This window comes from Amycolatopsis sp. lyj-109, assembly GCF_046548995.1.
GTDB lineage: Bacteria > Actinomycetota > Actinomycetes > Mycobacteriales > Pseudonocardiaceae > Amycolatopsis.
In genome coordinates this window covers 337,555-355,239 of the sequence record NZ_JAJPWR010000009.1, presented here as the reverse complement: position 1 = coordinate 355,239, position 17,685 = coordinate 337,555, and the positions used below count along the sequence as shown (strand labels likewise).

Here is a 17,685-nt window from a genome sequence, read left to right as displayed (position 1 = left end):
GTGGTGGCGGTCGGCCGGTCATCTCTTGCGCCCGTGCGCTTGGCGGCTCCCCAATCGATAGCGGCTCTTCGAGCAGTTCTCTTTAGTACTAGGGGAAGTTCTCGTACCCGGGCACCCGGGCCGGATCATGCTCCAGTGACGTCCGGCCGGACGTCACTACCGCGAGGGGGTTTCGGTGCTCGAGGCGATCGGAGCGGTCACGACCCCGCTCGTGCTGGCCACCGGCCTCGCCGGCACAGGGCGGACGACGCTGCTCACCGACCTCGCCGCTCTTTTCACCCGCCGCGGGGCGACGGTGTGGGGAATGCGGTTCACCTCCGATGGCGAACCGGTGCCCGCTCGGTTCGGGACCGCGAGCGACCCGGCTGGCCTGAGCACCTCGGACCAGGCGGATCCCGCCGGGCGGCACCCGCTGCTCGCCCTGCCCGGTATCGACGGTTCGCCGTGGCCGTGGACGCCCATCCGCCCGGTCCACGGAGCCAGTCACGATCCCCGCGTCGCCCGCCGGGCGGCCGCCGCGGTTGCCGCTCCGCTCCTGCACGGCGGCGGCGAGACCGTTCTCCTCGTCGACGACGCCCAGTGGATCGACCCGGATTCGCTCGCGGTGCTGGCCGCGCTGGTCCGGCGGCTGGCCGGTACCCGGATCCGGTGTGTCTGCACGGCACGGGTTCCCGCGCGCACCGCGGCCGCCGAATTCCCCGCCACCCTTCGGGCCCTGCGCGAGGAGGGCCTGGCCCGGTCGTTCCGGCTGTCGCCCTGGCCGCGCCGGGAGGTGGCCCGCGAAGTTGCCGTCGTTCTCCAGGCTTCGCCCGAACCCGCGCTCGTCGAGCAGGTGTACTCGGTCAGCCGCGGAGTGCCCGCCGCGGTCCGGGACGCCATCGGAACGCTCCGGCGCGAGGGACGCGCCCAGGTCGTCGACCGGCGGGCGTACCTCGCCCCCGGCGGATACCCGGCCGATCGGCCGGAAGCCGGCCGGTTCGTGCGCCGGATCCGCGAACTGGGGCCCACCACGTATTCGGTCGCGAAGGCCGTGGCCGTGTTCTCGCCACTGGGCTCCGCGGTTCCCCGGCTGGTCTCGAAGACCCTGAACCTGCCACCCCGGGACGTGCTCGAAGCACTGGACTCACTTCGTGCGTCCGGCATCCTTCACCGCGGCCGGCGGGGCGGTACGTGGCGGTTCTCCATCCCACTCGTGGCCACCGCGCTGGAGGTGAGTCTGGGACCGCTGGAACGCCAGACGCTCGCGGCGGCGGCGGTGTCCGCGGTGTGGTCAGGCGCGGCCCGCTGCTCGGCCGACGACCACCTGACCAACCAGATCGCGAACGCCGGCGCTCTGGTGGACCGGGAACGGGCCCTGGGTGAGCTGCTCACCCGGGCCGCCGCGGCGCGGCCGGAGCGGTTCGGGCTGGTCCTGCGCTGGCTGGCCGCGGCCACCGAGCTCGCCGTGGACCGGCCTCAGCGCGCGATGGTCCTGTTGCTGCACACCGCGAGCTGTCATCTGCACGGCGACCACGAAAGCAGCCTTCGTGGCGCTCGCGCCCTGCTCGGCGACTACGCCGACCAGCTCGCCCCCGACGCCACCCAAGAGGTTCAGCTCATCGCCGTGCAGGCGATGTACTGCCTCGGCGAGGTGGCCGCCTTGCACGCGCTGGCCGGGGCCCAGCGGAGCTGGGCCGGGCGCGACGAGCACCACGTCATCACCCGGGCGACCGCTACCGCGCTGCTCGATCGGTGGACGACGGCGCGGGACCTGCTCGCCGCAGGGGCCGAACTGTGGCGGTCGGGCAACCCGACGTCGGCCATGCACGGTGAGCTGCTCGCGGCACTGGCCGATCTTTGGGGCGGTCGCCTCGACCGGTTCGAGGCGAGCCTGGCCGCGCGTGCGCGGTGGCTCCTGCGCGGCACGTCACGTCACCGGCTGGACCAGCTCCGCTCGCACCTGACCGCCCTGCTCGTGATCGGGGATCCGGACCGGGCCGAGGACCTGCTGTCGGCCGAGCACCTCACCCCGGATGATCTACCCTTGCACGCCCAGGCCGCGCTGGCGGCCCTTCGTGGCCGGCCCTGGCAGGCGGTCGACCTGACCCGTCGCAGCATGGCGGTCGAACAGCACCGCCATGACCCGGGCCACGCCGGCATGGTGCACGCGACGATCACGGTCCTGGTCCTCCAGGGCCGGCTGACCAGCGCACGCGAGCTGCTCCGCCTGGCCAGGGCACGGACCTGCGTCTTCACCCACCTCATCGACATCGCGGAAGCCCAGCTCGACCGGGCGCTCGGCGACCACGCGCGAGCTGCGGCCACGCTGGCGGAGACGGTGCGGACCACCACCGGGCGCGGCCTGGTCGCTGGGGCGGAACTGTGCTGGACGGAGCTGGCGGACCTCGCCCTCGAACGCGGGGACCACGCGGTCGCGCGGTCGGCGCTCGACGCCCTCACCGAGCTCACCGCCACCATGCCCACCGCCCGCGTCGTGCTCCACACGTCCCTGGTGCGGGCGACGGTCGACCGGGACCGAAGCGCCGCTCGGGAGTGCTTGGAACTGGCTCGCCGACGGGCCCAGCCACTCGAACTGGCCGTGGTGCTGGAACGGCTCGTCCGGCACGGCGCCGCGGAACCGGAGTCACTGACCGAGGCGTACGAGCTGCTGGGCGGTCTCGATGCCCTGCTGGCCAGGGCCTGGCTGCGGAACCTCATGCGCGAACGTTCCGTGGCGGTGCGCGGCCGGACGGACACGGTGATCGAGAACGAGCGGCTGCTGGCCCTGCTGGCGGCCGACGGACTGACCAACAAGCAGCTCGCGACGGCGTTGCGGGCCAGTGAAAAGAGCATCGAAGGCCGGCTGAGCCGGCTTTTCACCCGCTCCGGGCACCGCTCCCGGATCGAGCTGGCGACGGCCGTGCTCAACGGCGAGCTGAACGGGCGGGCCTGATCCTCTCATCGCCCTCCAGCCGCACGACGTCCCGGATCGTGTCGGCGTAGAACCGCATCGACACCGGCGAAGCGGGATTGATCAGCACGTCCACCCCGGTCGCGGGCAGCGCGGTGGCCAGTTCCGCCAGGGTCACCTCGCGCCAGCCGGCGGCCTTCGCGTGGTTCTCGTGGCCGGGCGAGCTGGCGATCAGGACGACGGAAACCCCGTCCGGCGCGGGTTCGACGAGCACGATCCCCTGCTCGTCCACCGCGATCGTGAGGGTGGAGTACCGGAGGGCACCGGCGAGGTGCTCGGGCTCACCTTCCCCCCGACCCAACCGCCGCAGCGCCCCGTCCAGCGGATCCAGCGGGGAATCCGGCGAACTCGGCCGGTAGTCCGGATTCGGGACGAACCGCACCGGTTCCCCTTCGCCGGTCATCAGCAGAGCACCGAGAACGACTTCGATCGGCGCTTCCTGCGCGTCTTCGGCGGCTACCCAGGCGGAATCGAGCAGGAGCAGGACATTGCCTTCGTTGGCCGGCTCAGCCAGCTCGGGCTCAGAGGGCTCCGGCGGCACGGATGGCGCAGTCATCGGGGGCTCACCACACCCGGGAGCAAGCCCAGCTTGGCGGCCAGGACGGCCGGGACCGCTCCGCCGGGTTCACCCGCTTTGTCTGCTTTATCCGCCGCCTGCCGAAGCTTGGCCTCCGCGAGCCGGTCGACCGAAACCCGGTTGGCGATCGCCCGCCCCTCGGCGTCGATCTCCCGCGTGGGCAGCTCCCGCAGGAAGATCCGGCCGCGAGCATCGGGCGAGGGCTCGGCCGTGGCGAGGACCTTGAACCGGGTTCCCGGCAGGAAGACGACCCGGCCGGGCCCCTCGCCGGATTCCAGCACCCCGGTCAGCCGCCCGGTCGCCGACCAGATGAGCAAATCGGTGTCTCCCTCGCCGGCGCCGGGCTCGGTCAGGACGTTGAGAAAGCCCCATTCGGCGAGCACGGGGTGCGCCCGGCAGAACTCCCACTGCCAGGGTGTCGGGGCGAGCGTGGTCGTGGTGCTCCCGTGGTGCGACGGCAGCCGGCCGAGCCCCGCCGCCACGCACCGGCCCAGCCGCACGTCCGGGCCGGCCGGACCGGTACGGAGAGCCCGGTCGAGGTCCGTGGTGCGCCCGGCGAGGTAGAGGCGTGCCGCCACCAGGTCGGCCAGCGCGTCCTCGACCGGTGACTCCCCAGCGAGCCGGGGATGACGGGCCAGGATGTCCATCATCGAACCGGCCTCGGTGTCGAACGCGGATCGCCACGCCTCCCGCAGCCAGGCTCGATCGGCGCTCAGGTCAGTGCCCGGGATCGCGGCCGCGCCCTCGTCCGGTACCGGCTGGGCTCGCTCGCCCGGCCGGTCCGCGGGAACCGGCTCGGCGATCTCTGCCCGCACGGCCGCCACTTTCGGGGCCGCCTTTGTGGCGGCCATCTTCGGGGCCGCTCTCGACGGGAGGACGAAAGCTTCGGTGCCGAGGAGCCGCCCCAGAGAAGGGAGCGACGGCACGGAAAGCCGCGCCGTCACCTCAGATGCGTGATCGGCGGCTCCCGGCTCCGGTGACGCGCCGACCTCCCGTGGGAGTTCCCGGTGTCCGGCCTGGGCGCCGACGGGCCGGAGTCCCGTCGCGAGCCGGGTCTGGTAGTCGAGACGCTCGCGCACCTCCTGGGCCAGCCCAAGCATCCGGGACGCGGGTGCCGAACCGCCCGCGCCGTAGAACAGGCGCGGCTCCTTCGTGTCCGGTGGGAGGCCACGGACGCCTTCCGGATCCCCGGGCGTCTCGGCGGGGCGGACCCAGAGCCCGGCCGGCACCACCTCGAGAACGACGTCCGGGGCGTACCGGTAGACCCCGGGGGCGATTTCCGGCAGCCCCGGGACGGGGGCGCGGTGAGCGAGCCGATCCGGTGCGCCGAACCGGCCCGGCCGGTAGCCGAAGAGCTGAACGAAAGTGTTCCAGCCGTGCGACCCGTCCGGCCGGATCGTGAAGACCTGGGGGGCATCCGCGGTCCCGGCGGGTACGCCGGCGTAGAGCCGGACCTCCTCGCCGAGCAGGTCAGCCAGCACCCGGCCCAGCGACGTCCCGCCAGACAGGCGCACCGGGCCGTAGTGCACGAAGCACGCCCGGGCCCGGACATCCGCGGGCAGCCGGGCCCAGAAGCGACCGACACCGGCGAGGTCCAGCTCCGGCATGTGCTGACCGTTGAGAACCACGGTCAGTACGTCCGGACGGCACAGCAGGGTGCGGGTCAGCCTCGCTCGGCTCACCGCAAGCCACCGCGGGTCGCCGTCGGCCCGCAGCCACACCCCGGCCGGCAGCGGCTCCGCACCACTGTCCGACCCGATCGGGACCACTGTCGCGACGGCCTGTGACTCCCAGCCCGGGCGCGGGTGGCGGCTGCCCTCCCGCGCCGGGGCCTGCCCCGGTGCGAACCTGCACCACCCGCCGCTCCGGTGCGCCTGCACGAACAGGCCGCCGTTGGCGGCGGCGAGCACGGGCCCTTCGGAAGCGACCACCGTCCGGCCGAGATGCCCCGACAGCCACTCCCCCATCGACCAGCCGGACTGCCGGAAGGGCCCGGTCACGACCAGTCGGATGGCCCGGTCGCTGTCTGGCACCTTCGCCGCGAAGGCAGCCCAGGTCGAGCTCGGTGAGCCCTCGGGCAGGTCCGCGACGACCAGGTCGTGACCTGCCTCAGGCGCCGCGGACGCGGCCAGCGACCTGGCTTCGGCGGTCATCCCCGCCGGTGCGTGGAACACCAACGCGGCCCCGGATTCGCTCACCGCCACCTCGGACGCGGTCGACGTACGGGTGCGCAGCCTGTCCAGCAACGACATGGTCTTGCCCTCCTCTCGGCGCTTCCCAGGCTCGCCTACCCACGTCGTCGCCGGGCGAGGCGAGACGGCTTCCGGGGCAGGGTCTCTGGGTTTCCCTCACGAACCCGTCCCCACGGGCCGTCTCTCCGGGCACTCTTCCTGCCGTGGACACGTCGTGGAGACGGCGTGAAGACCGCCGCGGCAGGCTGAGTCAGGTCAGGTCACCCCCGTCCGAGAGGAGAATGCCGTGCAGCCGGTCAAGGTCTTGGTCAGCGGCTCGGACCCGATCACGCGCGCCGGGGTCTCGGCCCTACTGGCCGCCTCGCGAGACGTGACGGTCCTCGCCGACGCCGAGTGGGCGAAGGCCGAAGTCGTCGTGCTCGCCGAAGACGTGGTCGCCGGGGCCCAGCTGGACCGGGTTCGCCAGCTGCGCGCAAGCTCGGCCCGGAAACACCGGACCAAATCCGTGCTCGTCACCGATCGGTTCAACGAGAACGATCTGATGTTCGCCGTCCAGTGCGGTGTGGTGAGCATTCTGCCCAAGAAGTACGCGGCGGGAGCGGAGCTCCTGTCGACCGTGCTCGGGGCGGCCACCGGCGCGGCTCGGCTGCCCCGGCCACTGCAGGCGGCGTTCCTGAGGCAGACGACCGCCCTGCGCGAGGAAGTGCTCCACCCGCACGGCCTCACGCTCTCCGGCCTGCTGATGCGTGAAATCGACGTCATCAGGCTCCTGGCCGAGGGCTTCCGCACGGACGAGATCGCCTCGAAGCTCCAGTTTTCCGAAGGGACCATCCGGACCACGTTGTACGGGGCGATCAAGCGGCTGGGACTGGTGAACAGGCCGCACGCGATCTCCTACGCGATCAGGACAGGCGCGCTGGCGCCCTGAAATCGTGGAGCGACGAACACTAGCCAAGGAGCCGGATGAAACACACGCGTATCCACGCAGCGCGCACCGCGCTCGGCGTCACTGCGGTCGCGCTGTCACTGGTCTTCAGTGGCTGCGAGGCCGGGAAGGCCGCCGGGGACGCGCGGGTCCGGGCCCTGTCGTCCCTGGGAGGTCTCGGCGGCGCTCCGCTCGTCCACCACCACTGCGCCCACCACCATCTGGATCGGATGCGCGCGCTGGTGCAGCTGGCCGGCAGGCTGTGGGCACTCAACCATCACTACGACGGCTGCTGAAACTCCTTCGAGATGCCGTCCCGCGAAACGGCGTCGAGCTTGTCCAAGACCCGGCTGACGTGCGCCTGGACCAGCCGGCGGGACAGGCCGACCCGATCCGCGATCGTCGCGTTCGAGTGGCCGTCGGCGACCAGCCGCGCGATTTCGGCCTCCAATGTGGACAGTGCCTTCCCGTTGCTCTCCGGTCTCACCAGCTCGGCCGCAAGTCGCTCGGCTGTGCCGTACCGCGCGAAGCGCGCCTCGGCACGGCGCAAGTTCCATTCGGCGGACAGTTTCGTGTACACAGCGATCATCTCTTCGAACGCCGTACGTGCCTCTTCGTCGCGGTTCAGGCCGGCCAGGAGCATCGAGGCGTCTTCGAGCGCCTTCCCGAGTTCGACGAGCCGGCCGGCCCGCCGGTAGTGGGTGGCGGCGGACAGCACGAGCCCGGGGTCGCGCCCGACCAGTCCGTGACACCAGCCGGCGGCGACCGCGGCACGGGCCGCCACGCGTTCCTTCGCCGCTTCCTCGTCGCAGATCCGCACCGCGCGCATCGCGCGGTCGTCGTCGCCGGCCTCCAGCGCCAGCTGCACGATCGACGGCAGCCACTGGTGCCGGAGCATCATCGGGGAGAACTCCGGGTTCAGAATGGGATCGAGTACTTCCAGGGCTTTTCCGGTGTCTCCACGCTGCAGGACACTCAGCGACTGGGCGAAAAGCAGGAAGTCGACGGCCTCGCGTTCAGCCTGCGTCGTCGACGGATAGTCGTCGATGGCTTCGAGTTCGGCCGCGGCGCGGACGGTGTTCCCACGCTGGCCACAGATCAGGGCGGCGACCCCGTGCAGCAGCAGGGCCGCGGCTGGGGGTTCGCGCAGGCCGAAGAACGTGATGGCCGGGCCGTCTTCGGCCACCAGGTCCACTTCCACGAGCGCGTCGTCCCACTTGCCCATCCAGTAGCTGTGCACCGCCGCCGACACCTGCAGGTGGTTGGCCAGGCCGTGGGCGTCGGCGATCCGGCGGGCCGTGTTGAGGGATCCGCCCGCCTCGGCGAGCCGGTCGAGGTTCTGCAGGGTGAACACCCGGTTGTCGAGCAGGTCCAGCTTGAGGTCGACCAGTGATTCGACGGTGCTCAGCACAGTGATGGCATTGTCGACATGGTCGAGGGCCGCTTCGTGATCCCGCTTCACGGAGGCGGTCAGCCACAGGGTCTGCAACGCGTGCGCAGTAAGGTACTCGTCACCGCCCGCCTCGACCAAGGCCTGCCGTCCGGCGGCTTCGACACGGTCGAGATCGGCGAGGTCACCGCGACGGAAGTTCGCCAGCAGATGCCGGTGCCGACGGCGCCAGAGCTCGGGGACGCCGGGATCGTCGACCGCGTCACCGAGCGCTTCGACGGCCCCGGCGGGGTCGCCGCGGCGGTAGCGCATCGCCGCGAACAGCTGCCGCATCTCCGCGGCCCGGGCTGGATCGGCCGCCGTCGACGACAGGAGCCGGGCCAGCTCCTCGGGCCGCTGACCCAGCCGGAACTGCACCTTGACCAGTGCGGCCGCGATGACTTCACGGCGTGGATCCTCGGCGGGGCACACGTCGAACGCCCGGAGCAGCAGGTCCACGGCGATGAGCGGGGCTCGGTTCGAAAGGGCTTCGTGGTTTTCGGCGAGCCATCCCATGACCCACGGACCGGCGACGTCGGTCGCGGCCAGCTGCTCGGCGATCCGGCTCACCGGCGCTCCGGCGCCGGCGATCGCCTCGGCGGCCCACCGGTGGCGAGCCGCCCGGTCGTCCGGCGGGATGCCGTCGTAGAAGGCCTGGCGGAACAGCGGATGCTGAAAAGCGAGGTGGGTGCCCGCATCGACGATCTGGTTCGCGGCCAGGCCTTCTTCGAAGATCGCCAGCAGATCGAGCGGCCGCCGCCCGGTCACGGCCGCCACGTCGGTCGCGGTGAATTCCGTGCCGAGCACCGAGGCCCAGCGCAGGGTCTCGCTCGTCTTGGCGGACAGCACGCCGAGGTGCCTGCCGATCGTCTCCATCAAAGAGCGCGGCGCGGTGTAGACCACCGACTCCTCGATGTCGGCGACGCCGGCCGTGGTGGTCAGCGCGTGCTCGCGCAGCATCGTCCCGGTGAGCTCGGCGAGGTACAGCGGGTTGCCGGTGGTGTGGGCCACCAGCTCCCGCAGCCGAGGGCCGACCTTGGCACCGACAAGAGTCTCCTGCAGTTCGACGGCTTCGGCGCTCGTCAACAGGCCCAGGTCGATGATCTCCCCGTTCCGGTCCCCGATGGCCCGCCGCAGCCTGGCGAGGTGCGGGGGCCGGGGGACCGGCCGCGCAGCCGCAATGAGCAGCAACGGCGACTGCCTCGTTGCCGAGGTGAGGCGTTGCCACAGCAGCACGCTGGCTTCGTCGGCCCATTGGATGTCGTCGAAGACCAGGACCAGCGGAGCCCGCCCGCACAGCTCGTCCACCAGTGCCAGCAGGCGGGACACCGAGGCCGCGGCGGGGTCGCGATCACCCCAGATGCTCGTCGGCGCCTCCTCATCGAACCGGCCCGCCGGCTGCGGCCCACCCCGGGGCTCGCCCATCCCGAGGCAGGTGAACGCCACCTCCAGGGGAATCCGGCTGGACAGCTCCGCCGCGGTCGCCCAGCCGACCTGGTAGCCCCGGTCGAATACGTCGGCCAGGGCGCGGACCAGCAGCTCAGTCTTGCCGATGCCCGGGACCCCTTCGAGCCATGCGACACCCCCGCGTCCTTCGCAGACCTGGTCGATCAGCTCGCGCAGCCGTTTGAGCTCCGCCGTCCGGCCGACGAACGCAGGATGCGCACCGGTCTCGAACCGCCGTGCGACCTGCGCAGGCAGCACCGAGAGCAGGTCCGGCTCGGGCTTGGCGGGCTGATGGTCCAGCCCAGGGTCACGGGCCAGGATCCGGGCGTGCAGTCGCTGCAGCGCGGCTCCCGGCTCGACGCCGAGCTCCGCGACCAGCGTGGCCCGCACCTCCCGGAACACCGCGAGCGCCTCGTGGTGCTGGCCGCTGCGGTGGAGGGCGATCATCTGCGCTTCACGGAAGCCCTCATGCAACGGGAATTCCGTGGTGAGCGTGGCCAGTTCCGCGATCACCTCGGTGTGCTCCCCCATCGCCAGCATGGCTTCGGCCCGCCGTTCAAAGGCGGTGAGCCGCAACCTGTCCAGCCGCGTCCGCTCCTCCTCGGCGAACGGACCAGGCAGGCCGGACAACGGCTCCCCCCGCCATAGGGCGAGCGCCTCGTCGAGCGACGCCACCGCCATGTCCGGCTGCTCTTTCCGCGCGCGGGCGATCAGCCGTTCGAAGGCCAGCGCGTCGACCTCTGCCGGCTCGACGAGCAACGTGTACCCGGCGGTCCCGCTGCTCAGCACCATGCTGGCGTCCCCCCGCCCGCGCCCGGGTTCGAGGGCCCGGCGCAGGCCCGAGACGTAGGTGTGGATGCTGCCGGCGGCGGTCGCCGGTGGCTGCGAACCCCACAGCGCGGACACCAGCTCCGTCCGTGTCACCGGATGCCCGGCGCGGGACGCGAGCACGGCCAGCACGGCCCGCTGCCGCGTCGGGCCGGGCTCGAGCTCGGTCTCCCCACACCACACCCGAACTGAGCCCAACACCTGGATCCGCAGACCAGCGCCGCTGTCGGTCATTCCACCCCGTCCTTACAGCGCGTTGACGCATTGCCGGGGCGGCTGAACGAGGAACCGGGTCGCCTCGTCCACCCGCCGGATCCCCCAGACAGATCCCACCTGCCCGTACCGCAACCTTGCCGCCCGCGACACATCGAGCGCCTCCGCTGTTCGCCCGGCGCGGGCGAACAGCCAGGCCGCGTCCTCGAACGCGCGGAGACCTAGCTGAGTGGCGACATGGTTGTCAGCCAGCAGCCGGGCCAGTTCGAGCATGGCGCCGGGATCGCCGCTGGCGAAGACCTCGCAGTACTGCCGCAGATACCGTTCACCGTGCGGTTCCGCCGGTTCGGCTTCGGCCGCACGCTGCACCTGTTCGAGACGCCGCCCGTCACCCAGTCGAAGTGCGAACCGCGCCAGGCGCGGCAGCCACAGCCGCCGGGCCGACAACGGAGCATCTGTCTCGGCGAGCCGGAGAAGTGCTTCCATCGCTTCAGCCGGCCTGCCGCGCAGCTCGGCCAGCTCCGATTTCGCCACGAGCAGGAATTCGCTACCGGGCGCGCCGCTGCCCATCGGAACGGCGCACTCGGCTGCCTCACGTAGCCTCAGCTCGGCGGTTCTCAGGTCGTCCCGGTCCGCGGCGATCAGCGCGGCCAGGCTGTGGATCAGCACACCCAGGCGGCGCTGGGCGTAGGAGGTAAGCCGTGGTTCGACGTCAGTGAGCGCGTCCAGTTCCCGCTGGGCTCCGTGGCTGTCCACAGTCCAGTACCGCTCCACGGCCTGTGCGACTAGGACCCCTGCCGGCAACGCCTGCCGGACGGCCATCTGCCAGGAGGCGGTTCCGGCGGCCACGGCGACCCGACCGACGTCGTCCAGCAGCGTCACGTCGTTCACGTCCCGCGATAGCTCGTCGCCCCACAGGTGCTCGCCCGGCAAGGCGGCCAGCAGCCGCTCGTGGCGCTCCCGCCATGGCGCGCCAACCCGCGGGTCCGCGAGCGTTCGCCTCGACTCGAGCTCCGCTCCGTCGAACTGGCCCCGGCGGAACTGCAGGTACGCGAGGATCCACCGCATTTCTCCGACGAGCTCCGGGTCCGTGGTCCTGGCCAGGATCGACCGGGCTTCGACATCCACGTCCCGGCCCATCCAGAAGAGCAGGCGGGTAAGCACAGCGGAGTACTTCTCGCTCTGTTCCTGCTCCCGGGGCGCCGAGCCGATGGCCCGGCGGAGCAACTCGATCGCCAGACCGGGTTTCTCGGCCGCGATGTCCCCGATGTGGTCAGCCAGCCAGCTCCGGGCCCAGGAGTCCATCGCAATTGAAGTCGCCGCCAGCTGCTCGGCGACAAACCCCGGCGACGCCCCGACGGTGACCAGCGTCTGGGCGAAGTTCCGGTGCAGCCAGGACCGGACCGAACCGGGAACCTGGTGATACAACGCCTGCCGGACGACTTCGTGCCGGAATCGCAGCAGCTCACCGTCGTTGACGAGGATGCCCGACGCCAGTGCCTCCTCCACCGAACTTGTCAACCCCACAGGGTCCTGCTCAGCGGTCGCCGCGAGGTGCGTAAAACCGAACTCGCTGCCGATCAGGCTGGCCCACTGCAACATCGAGCGGGTCTGAGCGGTCAGGAAGGACAGGTGGTCGCCGATCCGGACGACCACCTGCGGCGGCACGTCCAGAGCGCCACCGCGGACGGCGATCCCCCACGAGGTGGCCAGGTGACTGCCGATGATTTCCAGCAGGTAGCGCGGGTTCCCGCCCCCGTCGTCCAGCTCGCCGCGCAGTCCTCTACTCAGCCGTGTGCCGGCCCGTTGCTCGGCGAGGTGGAGGATCTCCGTTTCGCGCATCGGCGTCAGGGAGATGACCCGGCCAGTGCGGGCCACACGCACCCGGACCCGCTCGACCGTCGCGCTGCGGGGTAGCGGCCTGCTCACTGCGATGAGCAGCAGGGGCAGCCGATCGCACAACCGAGCGAGCCGCCACCAGGCTCCTGCACTCGTATCGTCCGCCCACTGGAAGTCGTCGGCGACGAAAACCACCGGGCTGTCCGCGGCCAGCCCGGCCACGATCTCGACCAGCCGGTCGATGTCCCGGACCGCGTCGTCCCGGCGCGGGCCGGAGGCAGGCGGCTCGCCGACCACGGCGAGGCAGTCGCGGACGAACTGGCCCGGAGTCCCACTGTCCAGCTCCTGCGCGGTGGCCCAGTGTAGAACCGCTTCGGAACCCGGCGGCCCGGAAAAGGCTTCGGCCAGCAACGCCGTCTTGCCGATGCCGGGCTCGCCTTCTAGCCAGACGACGCCGCCACGTCCGGACTGGAGACCGGACACCGCTGTCCGCAGGGAGTTCAGCTCGTCTTCCCTGCCTACAAAGGTCTCCGGCCGGGTGGGACGCCCGGCGGTCTCCACCCGAGCGGCCGGCGACCGCTTCGTTCTCGCCACCGCCCTGCCCGCGCGCAATTGTCGGTGCAGCTCGTGCAGCTGGGGGCCAGGCTCGATGCCCGATGCCTCGAGCAGCTGGGCCTGTACGTCATCGAACACCGCGATCGCCTCGGCTACCCGGCCGTCCTTCGCCAGGGCCTGCATCAGGAGGCCAGCCACCGGCTCCCGGAGGGGGTTGTCCCGGCGCAGCGCGATCAGCCCGTCGACCAGTTCACCCGCGTCGCCGAGGTCGAGCAGGATCTCGGCCCGGCTCTCCAGCGTCGCCAGCCGGAGCTCGCCGAACTTGGCGCGCTGCGCGTCGGCGAACCGGCCGGGCAGGCCGGCCAGGGCCTCACCTCGCCACAGGCCGAGCGCCTGCTCCAGATCCTGCAGCGCGTGCTCGGCCTGGCCCGCCCTGCGGTGTTTCGCCGCCGAGGCCCGCAGCGCGTGGAACCGGTTGACGTCGATCCGGTTTTCGTCGACGCGGAGCGAGTAGCCGGCGCCCACCGACGCCAGCAGCCCGTCACCGGACCGGGGACGGCGTTCAGGCTCGAGCACCTTCCGGAGTGCGGAGATGTAGGAGTAGATGCCGCCGTCCGCGCTCGACGGCGGCTCGTCGCCCCACAGCGCGTCGGTTAGCATCCGGCGAGAAACGGTGTGGCCGGCGGATATACCGAGCACAGCGACGACCGTACGCCGGTGAGCGGAACCCAGATCGAGTTCCTGATCGCCGTTCCAGGCACGTACCGGCCCGAGGACCTCCAAGCGCAGGCCGCAGTCGCTGTCCATCATTGATCTCCTCCTCAGGCTCGCCCCTGGTGAGCATGAAATCGCGATTGCGCATCAGGGCAGCCTCCTCCACACTTTCAGGCACGAACTATGCAGATCCCCCAGATCGCTATAAGTTCTAAAAATGGCAGCAGAATGGCGCACAATCGGAACAGGACACGACAAATCCCGGTAGACTATCGCAAACCTGCCGTAAACCCCTCTCCAACCGCCATCGTCAGAAGTTCTTCGTGAGTCGATGAAACTGATGCTGTCAACAAATTCACTCGAACAGACGATCACCTTACCACAAGCGCTCCCGAACAGAGTACCGATGGTCAACCAAGTGTAATCGCTCAGACTCACTTACCTACAAGGGATATTGATTCCCATCGGGAACCAACCAGGTAGCGCTCGTTTCTCCTCGACTTAGAGTGTGTCTCATTTGGCGAGTTTCTTGTAGCAGGTGATGGCGGCGCCGAGGGTGAGGAAGGCGAGGTAGTGGCTGGGTTGCGCTCGTAACGGATGGTCAGGCGCCGCAGGGCGAGGATGTCGTAGGCCTTGTCGGCATGCAGCTCGGCCGGCTTGCGGCGCCGGGGTCCGCGACGGGAGCGGATCGCCGGAATCGCGTTGACCAAGGGCTTGAGCGCGTGGCTGTCGTGGGTGTTGGCCGCGGAGATACCGACGGTCAAGGGCAGGCCGGCCCGGTCGGACAGAGCGTGGATCTTCGAACCGGGTTTGCCGCGGTCGACCGGGTTCGGGCCGGTCAGTCCGCCCCCCTTTTGGCCCTGACGGATGCTCCGTCCAGGACCGCGCGGGACCAGTCGATCATGCCGCGGCCGCCCAGTTCGTCCAGCACCGCCCGGTGCACGTCACGCCACAGTCCGGCGCTCGTCCACTCGGTGAACCGGCGATGCGCCGTCGGTACGGTGACCCCGAAACCGGGCGGCAGATGACGCCAGGCGCACCCGCTGGTCAGCACGAACACGATCGCGGTGAACACCGCCCGATCATCTACCCGCGACATCCCACCACCCTGCGGGCGCGTCTTGCCCGGCGGAATGAGCGGCTCGACCAGCGCCCACAACTCATCCGGCACCAGACGCCGCGACAACTCGTCCATCACAAGTCATGATCTTGCCCGCACCGCAGCGAAGATCCAAGTGAGACACGCTTCAAGCCCAATCGGCCGCGTGCGACGCGATGAGAGGCCGGACCGTCGCCGGACGCAGGCGGATGCCAGGCCTTCCGGTCCGCGCCGTCACACCGAACGGCCACCACGTGCGCGGCGGCGGTTCGAGAATTCTATGCACTTACGAGCGGATTCACTCCACCTCGCGGACTTCCCGGCCGCCGGACATGTGTTGACCCTGACGCCGCGGCGGAGCACTCGTGCTTGACCAATGCGCCCTGGCGATCTCTTCTTCTTGCTCGGCGACGATACGCTCGACAATGTCTTCGAAGAAGATTTCCATCACGGTTCCTCTCACACGGTATCCGCGTCACACGTTAAGCCGGAGGCCTGCCAGGAGCGCGGGAGTGACTGTTCTCGCGCATCGTTCTGCCCTATTTTCCATCAGCTGGGGTGACCCGGGATGGACGTACAGAGCGCATGGAGAACGCGTGAAGAGTCTCCGGCCACGCTGAGAACTCCGACCTCAACCAACCCGGAGGAGCACGTGGAAAAGGTCAACGTGGCGGTCCGCGCCCTGGATCCCATCACCGTCGCTGGGCTCACCGCCATCCTCGGCTCGTCCCCCGGCGTCACGGTCGTCGCGAGCCCCGGGCGCGAGCACGTGGATGTCGTGGTCGCGGCGTTCGACGAGATTTCGTCCCGGGGGATAGACCTTCTGCGCGGTACGGCCGCCGAACTGGGACGCCCTATCGTGCTCGCCGTGCGGAATATCACCGAAGCGGACCTCCTGGTCGCGGTCGAGTGCCGGGTGATGGCAATCGTCTCTCGCAGCGCGGCGGCCGACGGACGCCTTATCGCCGGCGTCCACGCCGCAGCGGCCGGAGCCGCGGACTTGCCTCCGGATCTGTTGGGCAAGCTGGTCGGTCACATGGAACGCCTGCACCGCGAAGTGCTCGAACCGAGCAACCTGACCGCGTCGAGCTTGTCCAGCCGCGAGATCGACGTACTCCGCCTGATGGCCGACGGCCTGGACACTGTCGAGATCGCCCGCGCCCTGCGGTACTCGGAGCGAACCGTCAAAAACATCATCTACACCGTCACCAGCCGACTCCAGCTGCGCAACCGGTCCCACGCCGTGGCCTTCGCGATGCGAGCGGGCGTGATCTGACGCCGGGCCCGGGCCGGCGGCTCAGCACCCCCTCGCGGACCGGGACGTCACGAGAGTCGCGAAGGACGCGTACCGGCCCGGACCAGCGCTCCAGCAGACCTGGATTCAGCTTGGTGAACCAGTCGACCTGTTCCACAGCCAGCAGATCCACCTCGCCGGCCATCGAGCTCCAGCCGTTGCTGGCGGACAGAAAGTTCCGGTACGTGGTCGGCAAGTTCACCCCGAGACGCCGTTCCGCGACCAGCAACGACTCCTCGCCGGCCGGCTCGAACCCGAGCCAGCCAGCTTCGCGTTGGGCATCGGTCAGCATCCACTCCGCACGACCGTCCGCTTCGGCCTCTCGCAGCGTGTCCGAGTTCAAGAACTCGATGCTGTGCGACAACAGGAATTCCCGCCATCCGGCGACGGTCACAGGAGGAGCAGTCCGCATTCTGTCAGTATGGTCCGGGATCTTCCGATGGTTCGGCGTCTGCGCGAACTTCGCTCGCGCCCGGCCCGAACGGCCCGCGGCAGGTTCCCCTCCAGTGAGCTGTCGGCGCCGGTCGTGCCCACACGGGCAGAAATCGCCAGCCTGTCGATTGACACCGGCACAGCATCAGTTGGTACGAGGCAGAATCGAGGCGTGTCGTCATGTCCGGCGGCCGTGACCGGTGACGAACTGCTGTGGGAAGGGCGACTGTGGCCGAGGAGACGGAACCGGCAGGTACGGCCGGCACGACGGATCAACGGGAGAACTGGTTCCTGCTGATGGACCCGGCCTGGCAGCCGGAAGCTGAGAACGACACGCCTCCTCTCAGCGCGGTGGTGGGAGTCTGGCCGCTGGACAGCGCCGGCACGGTCGGGAAGTTCCACCCGAACCCCGACTACGAGCCCTCCGACGAGAATTCGCCCGCGGACCCGCTGGACGCCGTGCTCCACCTCGCGATGCGCGGGGAAGCCGAAGCCGAACTCCTCCAGCTGATGCTGCGCGAAACTGTGTTCGACGTGGCGATGAACGATGAAGGCCGCCCGGTCGCTGCGACGTCGCCGGACGACGTGCCGTGCGTGGTGGTCGCCACCGCCGAAGTGCACCGGAGGCGAGTGAACTCGCCGGACTGGCAACGGGCCGACCTGATGGAGCTGGTCGAACTCCTCGACGACGACGTGGACGTGCTGTTCAACCCGGGCGGTGCGGCCTCGGTCCGGCTGACCGGCGACTTTCTCCGGTTGACCGTGCTCCTGGACGACGACCAAGTCGAGGCCCTCTACTCCGCGCGGCCGGAACTGCGCGATCTGCGGATCAGCTCCTACGACACCGGCCCCGCGCGGTCCTGAGCTGGGTTTGGCGGTGGGGTCGGCACACCGGCTGGCCGAAGCCCGGAATGGCCTGCGGCGTCGGTGACACGTAGGTCAGCCATCTCTTCGTGGCGGCGGTCCGAAGTTCGACGCCGAGCGGGGGTGACGTCAGGTGAGCGGAACCATCAGCAATGCCTCCACGCGGCGGCTCGCCTCGACCAGGAATGTTTCCCGGCGGACTTCCACCCCCGGGTAGCCGGAGGCGTAATCGCCCTGGCGGGGACGTCTTCCGGCCATCATCGTCACAATCACCCCACGCGGGCGGGTGCACACCTTCAGCGTGCCGGGCACGTGAGTCATCCATCCC

Annotated in this window: 12 protein-coding genes and 1 pseudogene; 5 read left to right on the top strand and 8 right to left on the bottom strand. The window is 70.3% G+C overall.

Features of this window, described 5'->3' with window-relative positions; all coding sequences use genetic code 11:
* Window positions 1-175 precede the first annotated feature (175 nt).
* Window positions 176-2,932: an AAA family ATPase gene (locus ACLJQF_RS22545; RefSeq protein ID WP_410611344.1), complete on the top strand. Its 2,757-nt coding sequence runs from the start codon at window positions 176-178 to the stop codon at window positions 2,930-2,932.
* Here the strand turns inward: ACLJQF_RS22545 and ACLJQF_RS22540 are convergent.
* Both ACLJQF_RS22540 and ACLJQF_RS22535 read right to left on the bottom strand, forming a co-directional pair.
* Window positions 2,904-3,506 carry a type VII secretion system-associated protein gene (locus ACLJQF_RS22540; RefSeq protein WP_410611342.1) on the bottom strand — a complete coding sequence of 201 codons (603 nt, stop codon included), beginning with the start codon at window positions 3,504-3,506 and terminating at the stop codon, window positions 2,904-2,906. The two genes, ACLJQF_RS22545 and ACLJQF_RS22540, sit on opposite strands and share 29 nt — an antisense overlap.
* Entirely contained in the window at window positions 3,503-5,779 is a 2,277-nt protein-coding gene (locus tag ACLJQF_RS22535; protein WP_410611341.1) for a hypothetical protein, read from the bottom strand. The genes ACLJQF_RS22540 and ACLJQF_RS22535 overlap by 4 nt, the downstream gene beginning before the upstream one ends.
* 226 nt (window positions 5,780-6,005) lie before the next feature.
* On the opposite strand from ACLJQF_RS22535, the gene ACLJQF_RS22530 reads away from it, so the two are divergent.
* Together ACLJQF_RS22530 and ACLJQF_RS22525 are read left to right on the top strand one after the other, a co-directional pair.
* Window positions 6,006-6,647 (top strand): response regulator transcription factor, encoded by a 642-nt coding sequence (locus ACLJQF_RS22530; protein ID WP_410611340.1) that lies wholly within the window; start codon window positions 6,006-6,008, stop codon window positions 6,645-6,647.
* 35 nt (window positions 6,648-6,682) lie between these two features.
* Window positions 6,683-6,940 (top strand): hypothetical protein, encoded by a 258-nt coding sequence (locus ACLJQF_RS22525; RefSeq protein WP_410611338.1) that lies wholly within the window; start codon window positions 6,683-6,685, stop codon window positions 6,938-6,940.
* Here the strand turns inward: ACLJQF_RS22525 and ACLJQF_RS22520 are convergent.
* The 4 genes and pseudogenes from ACLJQF_RS22520 to ACLJQF_RS22505 all read right to left on the bottom strand — a co-directional run bounded on the left by ACLJQF_RS22520 (window position 6,925) and on the right by ACLJQF_RS22505 (window position 15,215).
* Window positions 6,925-10,581: a BTAD domain-containing putative transcriptional regulator gene (locus tag ACLJQF_RS22520; protein WP_410611337.1), complete on the bottom strand. Its 3,657-nt coding sequence runs from the start codon at window positions 10,579-10,581 to the stop codon at window positions 6,925-6,927. The two genes, ACLJQF_RS22525 and ACLJQF_RS22520, sit on opposite strands and share 16 nt — an antisense overlap.
* Window positions 10,582-10,593: 12 nt before the next feature.
* Entirely contained in the window at window positions 10,594-13,761 is a 3,168-nt protein-coding gene (locus ACLJQF_RS22515) for a BTAD domain-containing putative transcriptional regulator (protein WP_410611336.1), read from the bottom strand.
* A 420-nt stretch (window positions 13,762-14,181) separates the two neighbouring features.
* Window positions 14,182-14,866 (bottom strand): annotated as a pseudogene (locus ACLJQF_RS22510) (transposase); the annotation flags it as partial.
* Between the two features lie 199 nt (window positions 14,867-15,065).
* On the bottom strand, window positions 15,066-15,215 hold the full coding sequence (locus ACLJQF_RS22505; protein WP_410611335.1) for a hypothetical protein: 150 nt from the start codon (window positions 15,213-15,215) through the stop codon (window positions 15,066-15,068).
* Window positions 15,216-15,419: 204 nt separating this feature from the next.
* On the opposite strand from ACLJQF_RS22505, the gene ACLJQF_RS22500 reads away from it, so the two are divergent.
* Complete coding sequence (locus ACLJQF_RS22500; RefSeq protein WP_410611333.1) at window positions 15,420-16,043, top strand: response regulator transcription factor; 624 nt, start codon at window positions 15,420-15,422, stop codon at window positions 16,041-16,043.
* Here the strand turns inward: ACLJQF_RS22500 and ACLJQF_RS22495 are convergent.
* On the bottom strand, window positions 15,973-16,455 hold the full coding sequence (locus ACLJQF_RS22495; protein WP_410611331.1) for an SMI1/KNR4 family protein: 483 nt from the start codon (window positions 16,453-16,455) through the stop codon (window positions 15,973-15,975). The genes ACLJQF_RS22500 and ACLJQF_RS22495 overlap by 71 nt on opposite strands.
* A 266-nt stretch (window positions 16,456-16,721) precedes the next feature.
* On the opposite strand from ACLJQF_RS22495, the gene ACLJQF_RS22490 reads away from it, so the two are divergent.
* Window positions 16,722-17,357 carry a type VII secretion system-associated protein gene (locus tag ACLJQF_RS22490; protein WP_410611330.1) on the top strand — a complete coding sequence of 212 codons (636 nt, stop codon included), beginning with the start codon at window positions 16,722-16,724 and terminating at the stop codon, window positions 17,355-17,357.
* 129 nt (window positions 17,358-17,486) lie between these two features.
* Here ACLJQF_RS22490 and ACLJQF_RS22485 read toward each other — a convergent pair whose 3' ends face one another.
* Window positions 17,487-17,678, bottom strand: coding sequence for a hypothetical protein (locus ACLJQF_RS22485; protein WP_410611328.1), 192 nt, complete (start codon window positions 17,676-17,678; stop codon window positions 17,487-17,489).
* Window positions 17,679-17,685 lie beyond the last annotated feature (7 nt).

Bases quoted from the DNA above. Each gene is read 5' to 3' on its own strand.
- ACLJQF_RS22525 (WP_410611338.1), top strand. From the start codon at position 6,683: ATGAAACACACGCGTATCCACGCAGCGCGCACCGCGCTCGGCGTCACT.
- ACLJQF_RS22505 (WP_410611335.1), bottom strand. From the start codon at position 15,215: ATGGAAATCTTCTTCGAAGACATTGTCGAGCGTATCGTCGCCGAGCAA.
- ACLJQF_RS22520 (WP_410611337.1), bottom strand. From the start codon at position 10,581: ATGACCGACAGCGGCGCTGGTCTGCGGATCCAGGTGTTGGGCTCAGTT.
- ACLJQF_RS22515 (WP_410611336.1), bottom strand. From the start codon at position 13,761: ATGGACAGCGACTGCGGCCTGCGCTTGGAGGTCCTCGGGCCGGTACGT.
- ACLJQF_RS22540 (WP_410611342.1), bottom strand. From the start codon at position 3,506: ATGACTGCGCCATCCGTGCCGCCGGAGCCCTCTGAGCCCGAGCTGGCT.
- ACLJQF_RS22535 (WP_410611341.1), bottom strand. From the start codon at position 5,779: ATGTCGTTGCTGGACAGGCTGCGCACCCGTACGTCGACCGCGTCCGAG.
- ACLJQF_RS22485 (WP_410611328.1), bottom strand. From the start codon at position 17,678: ATGACTCACGTGCCCGGCACGCTGAAGGTGTGCACCCGCCCGCGTGGG.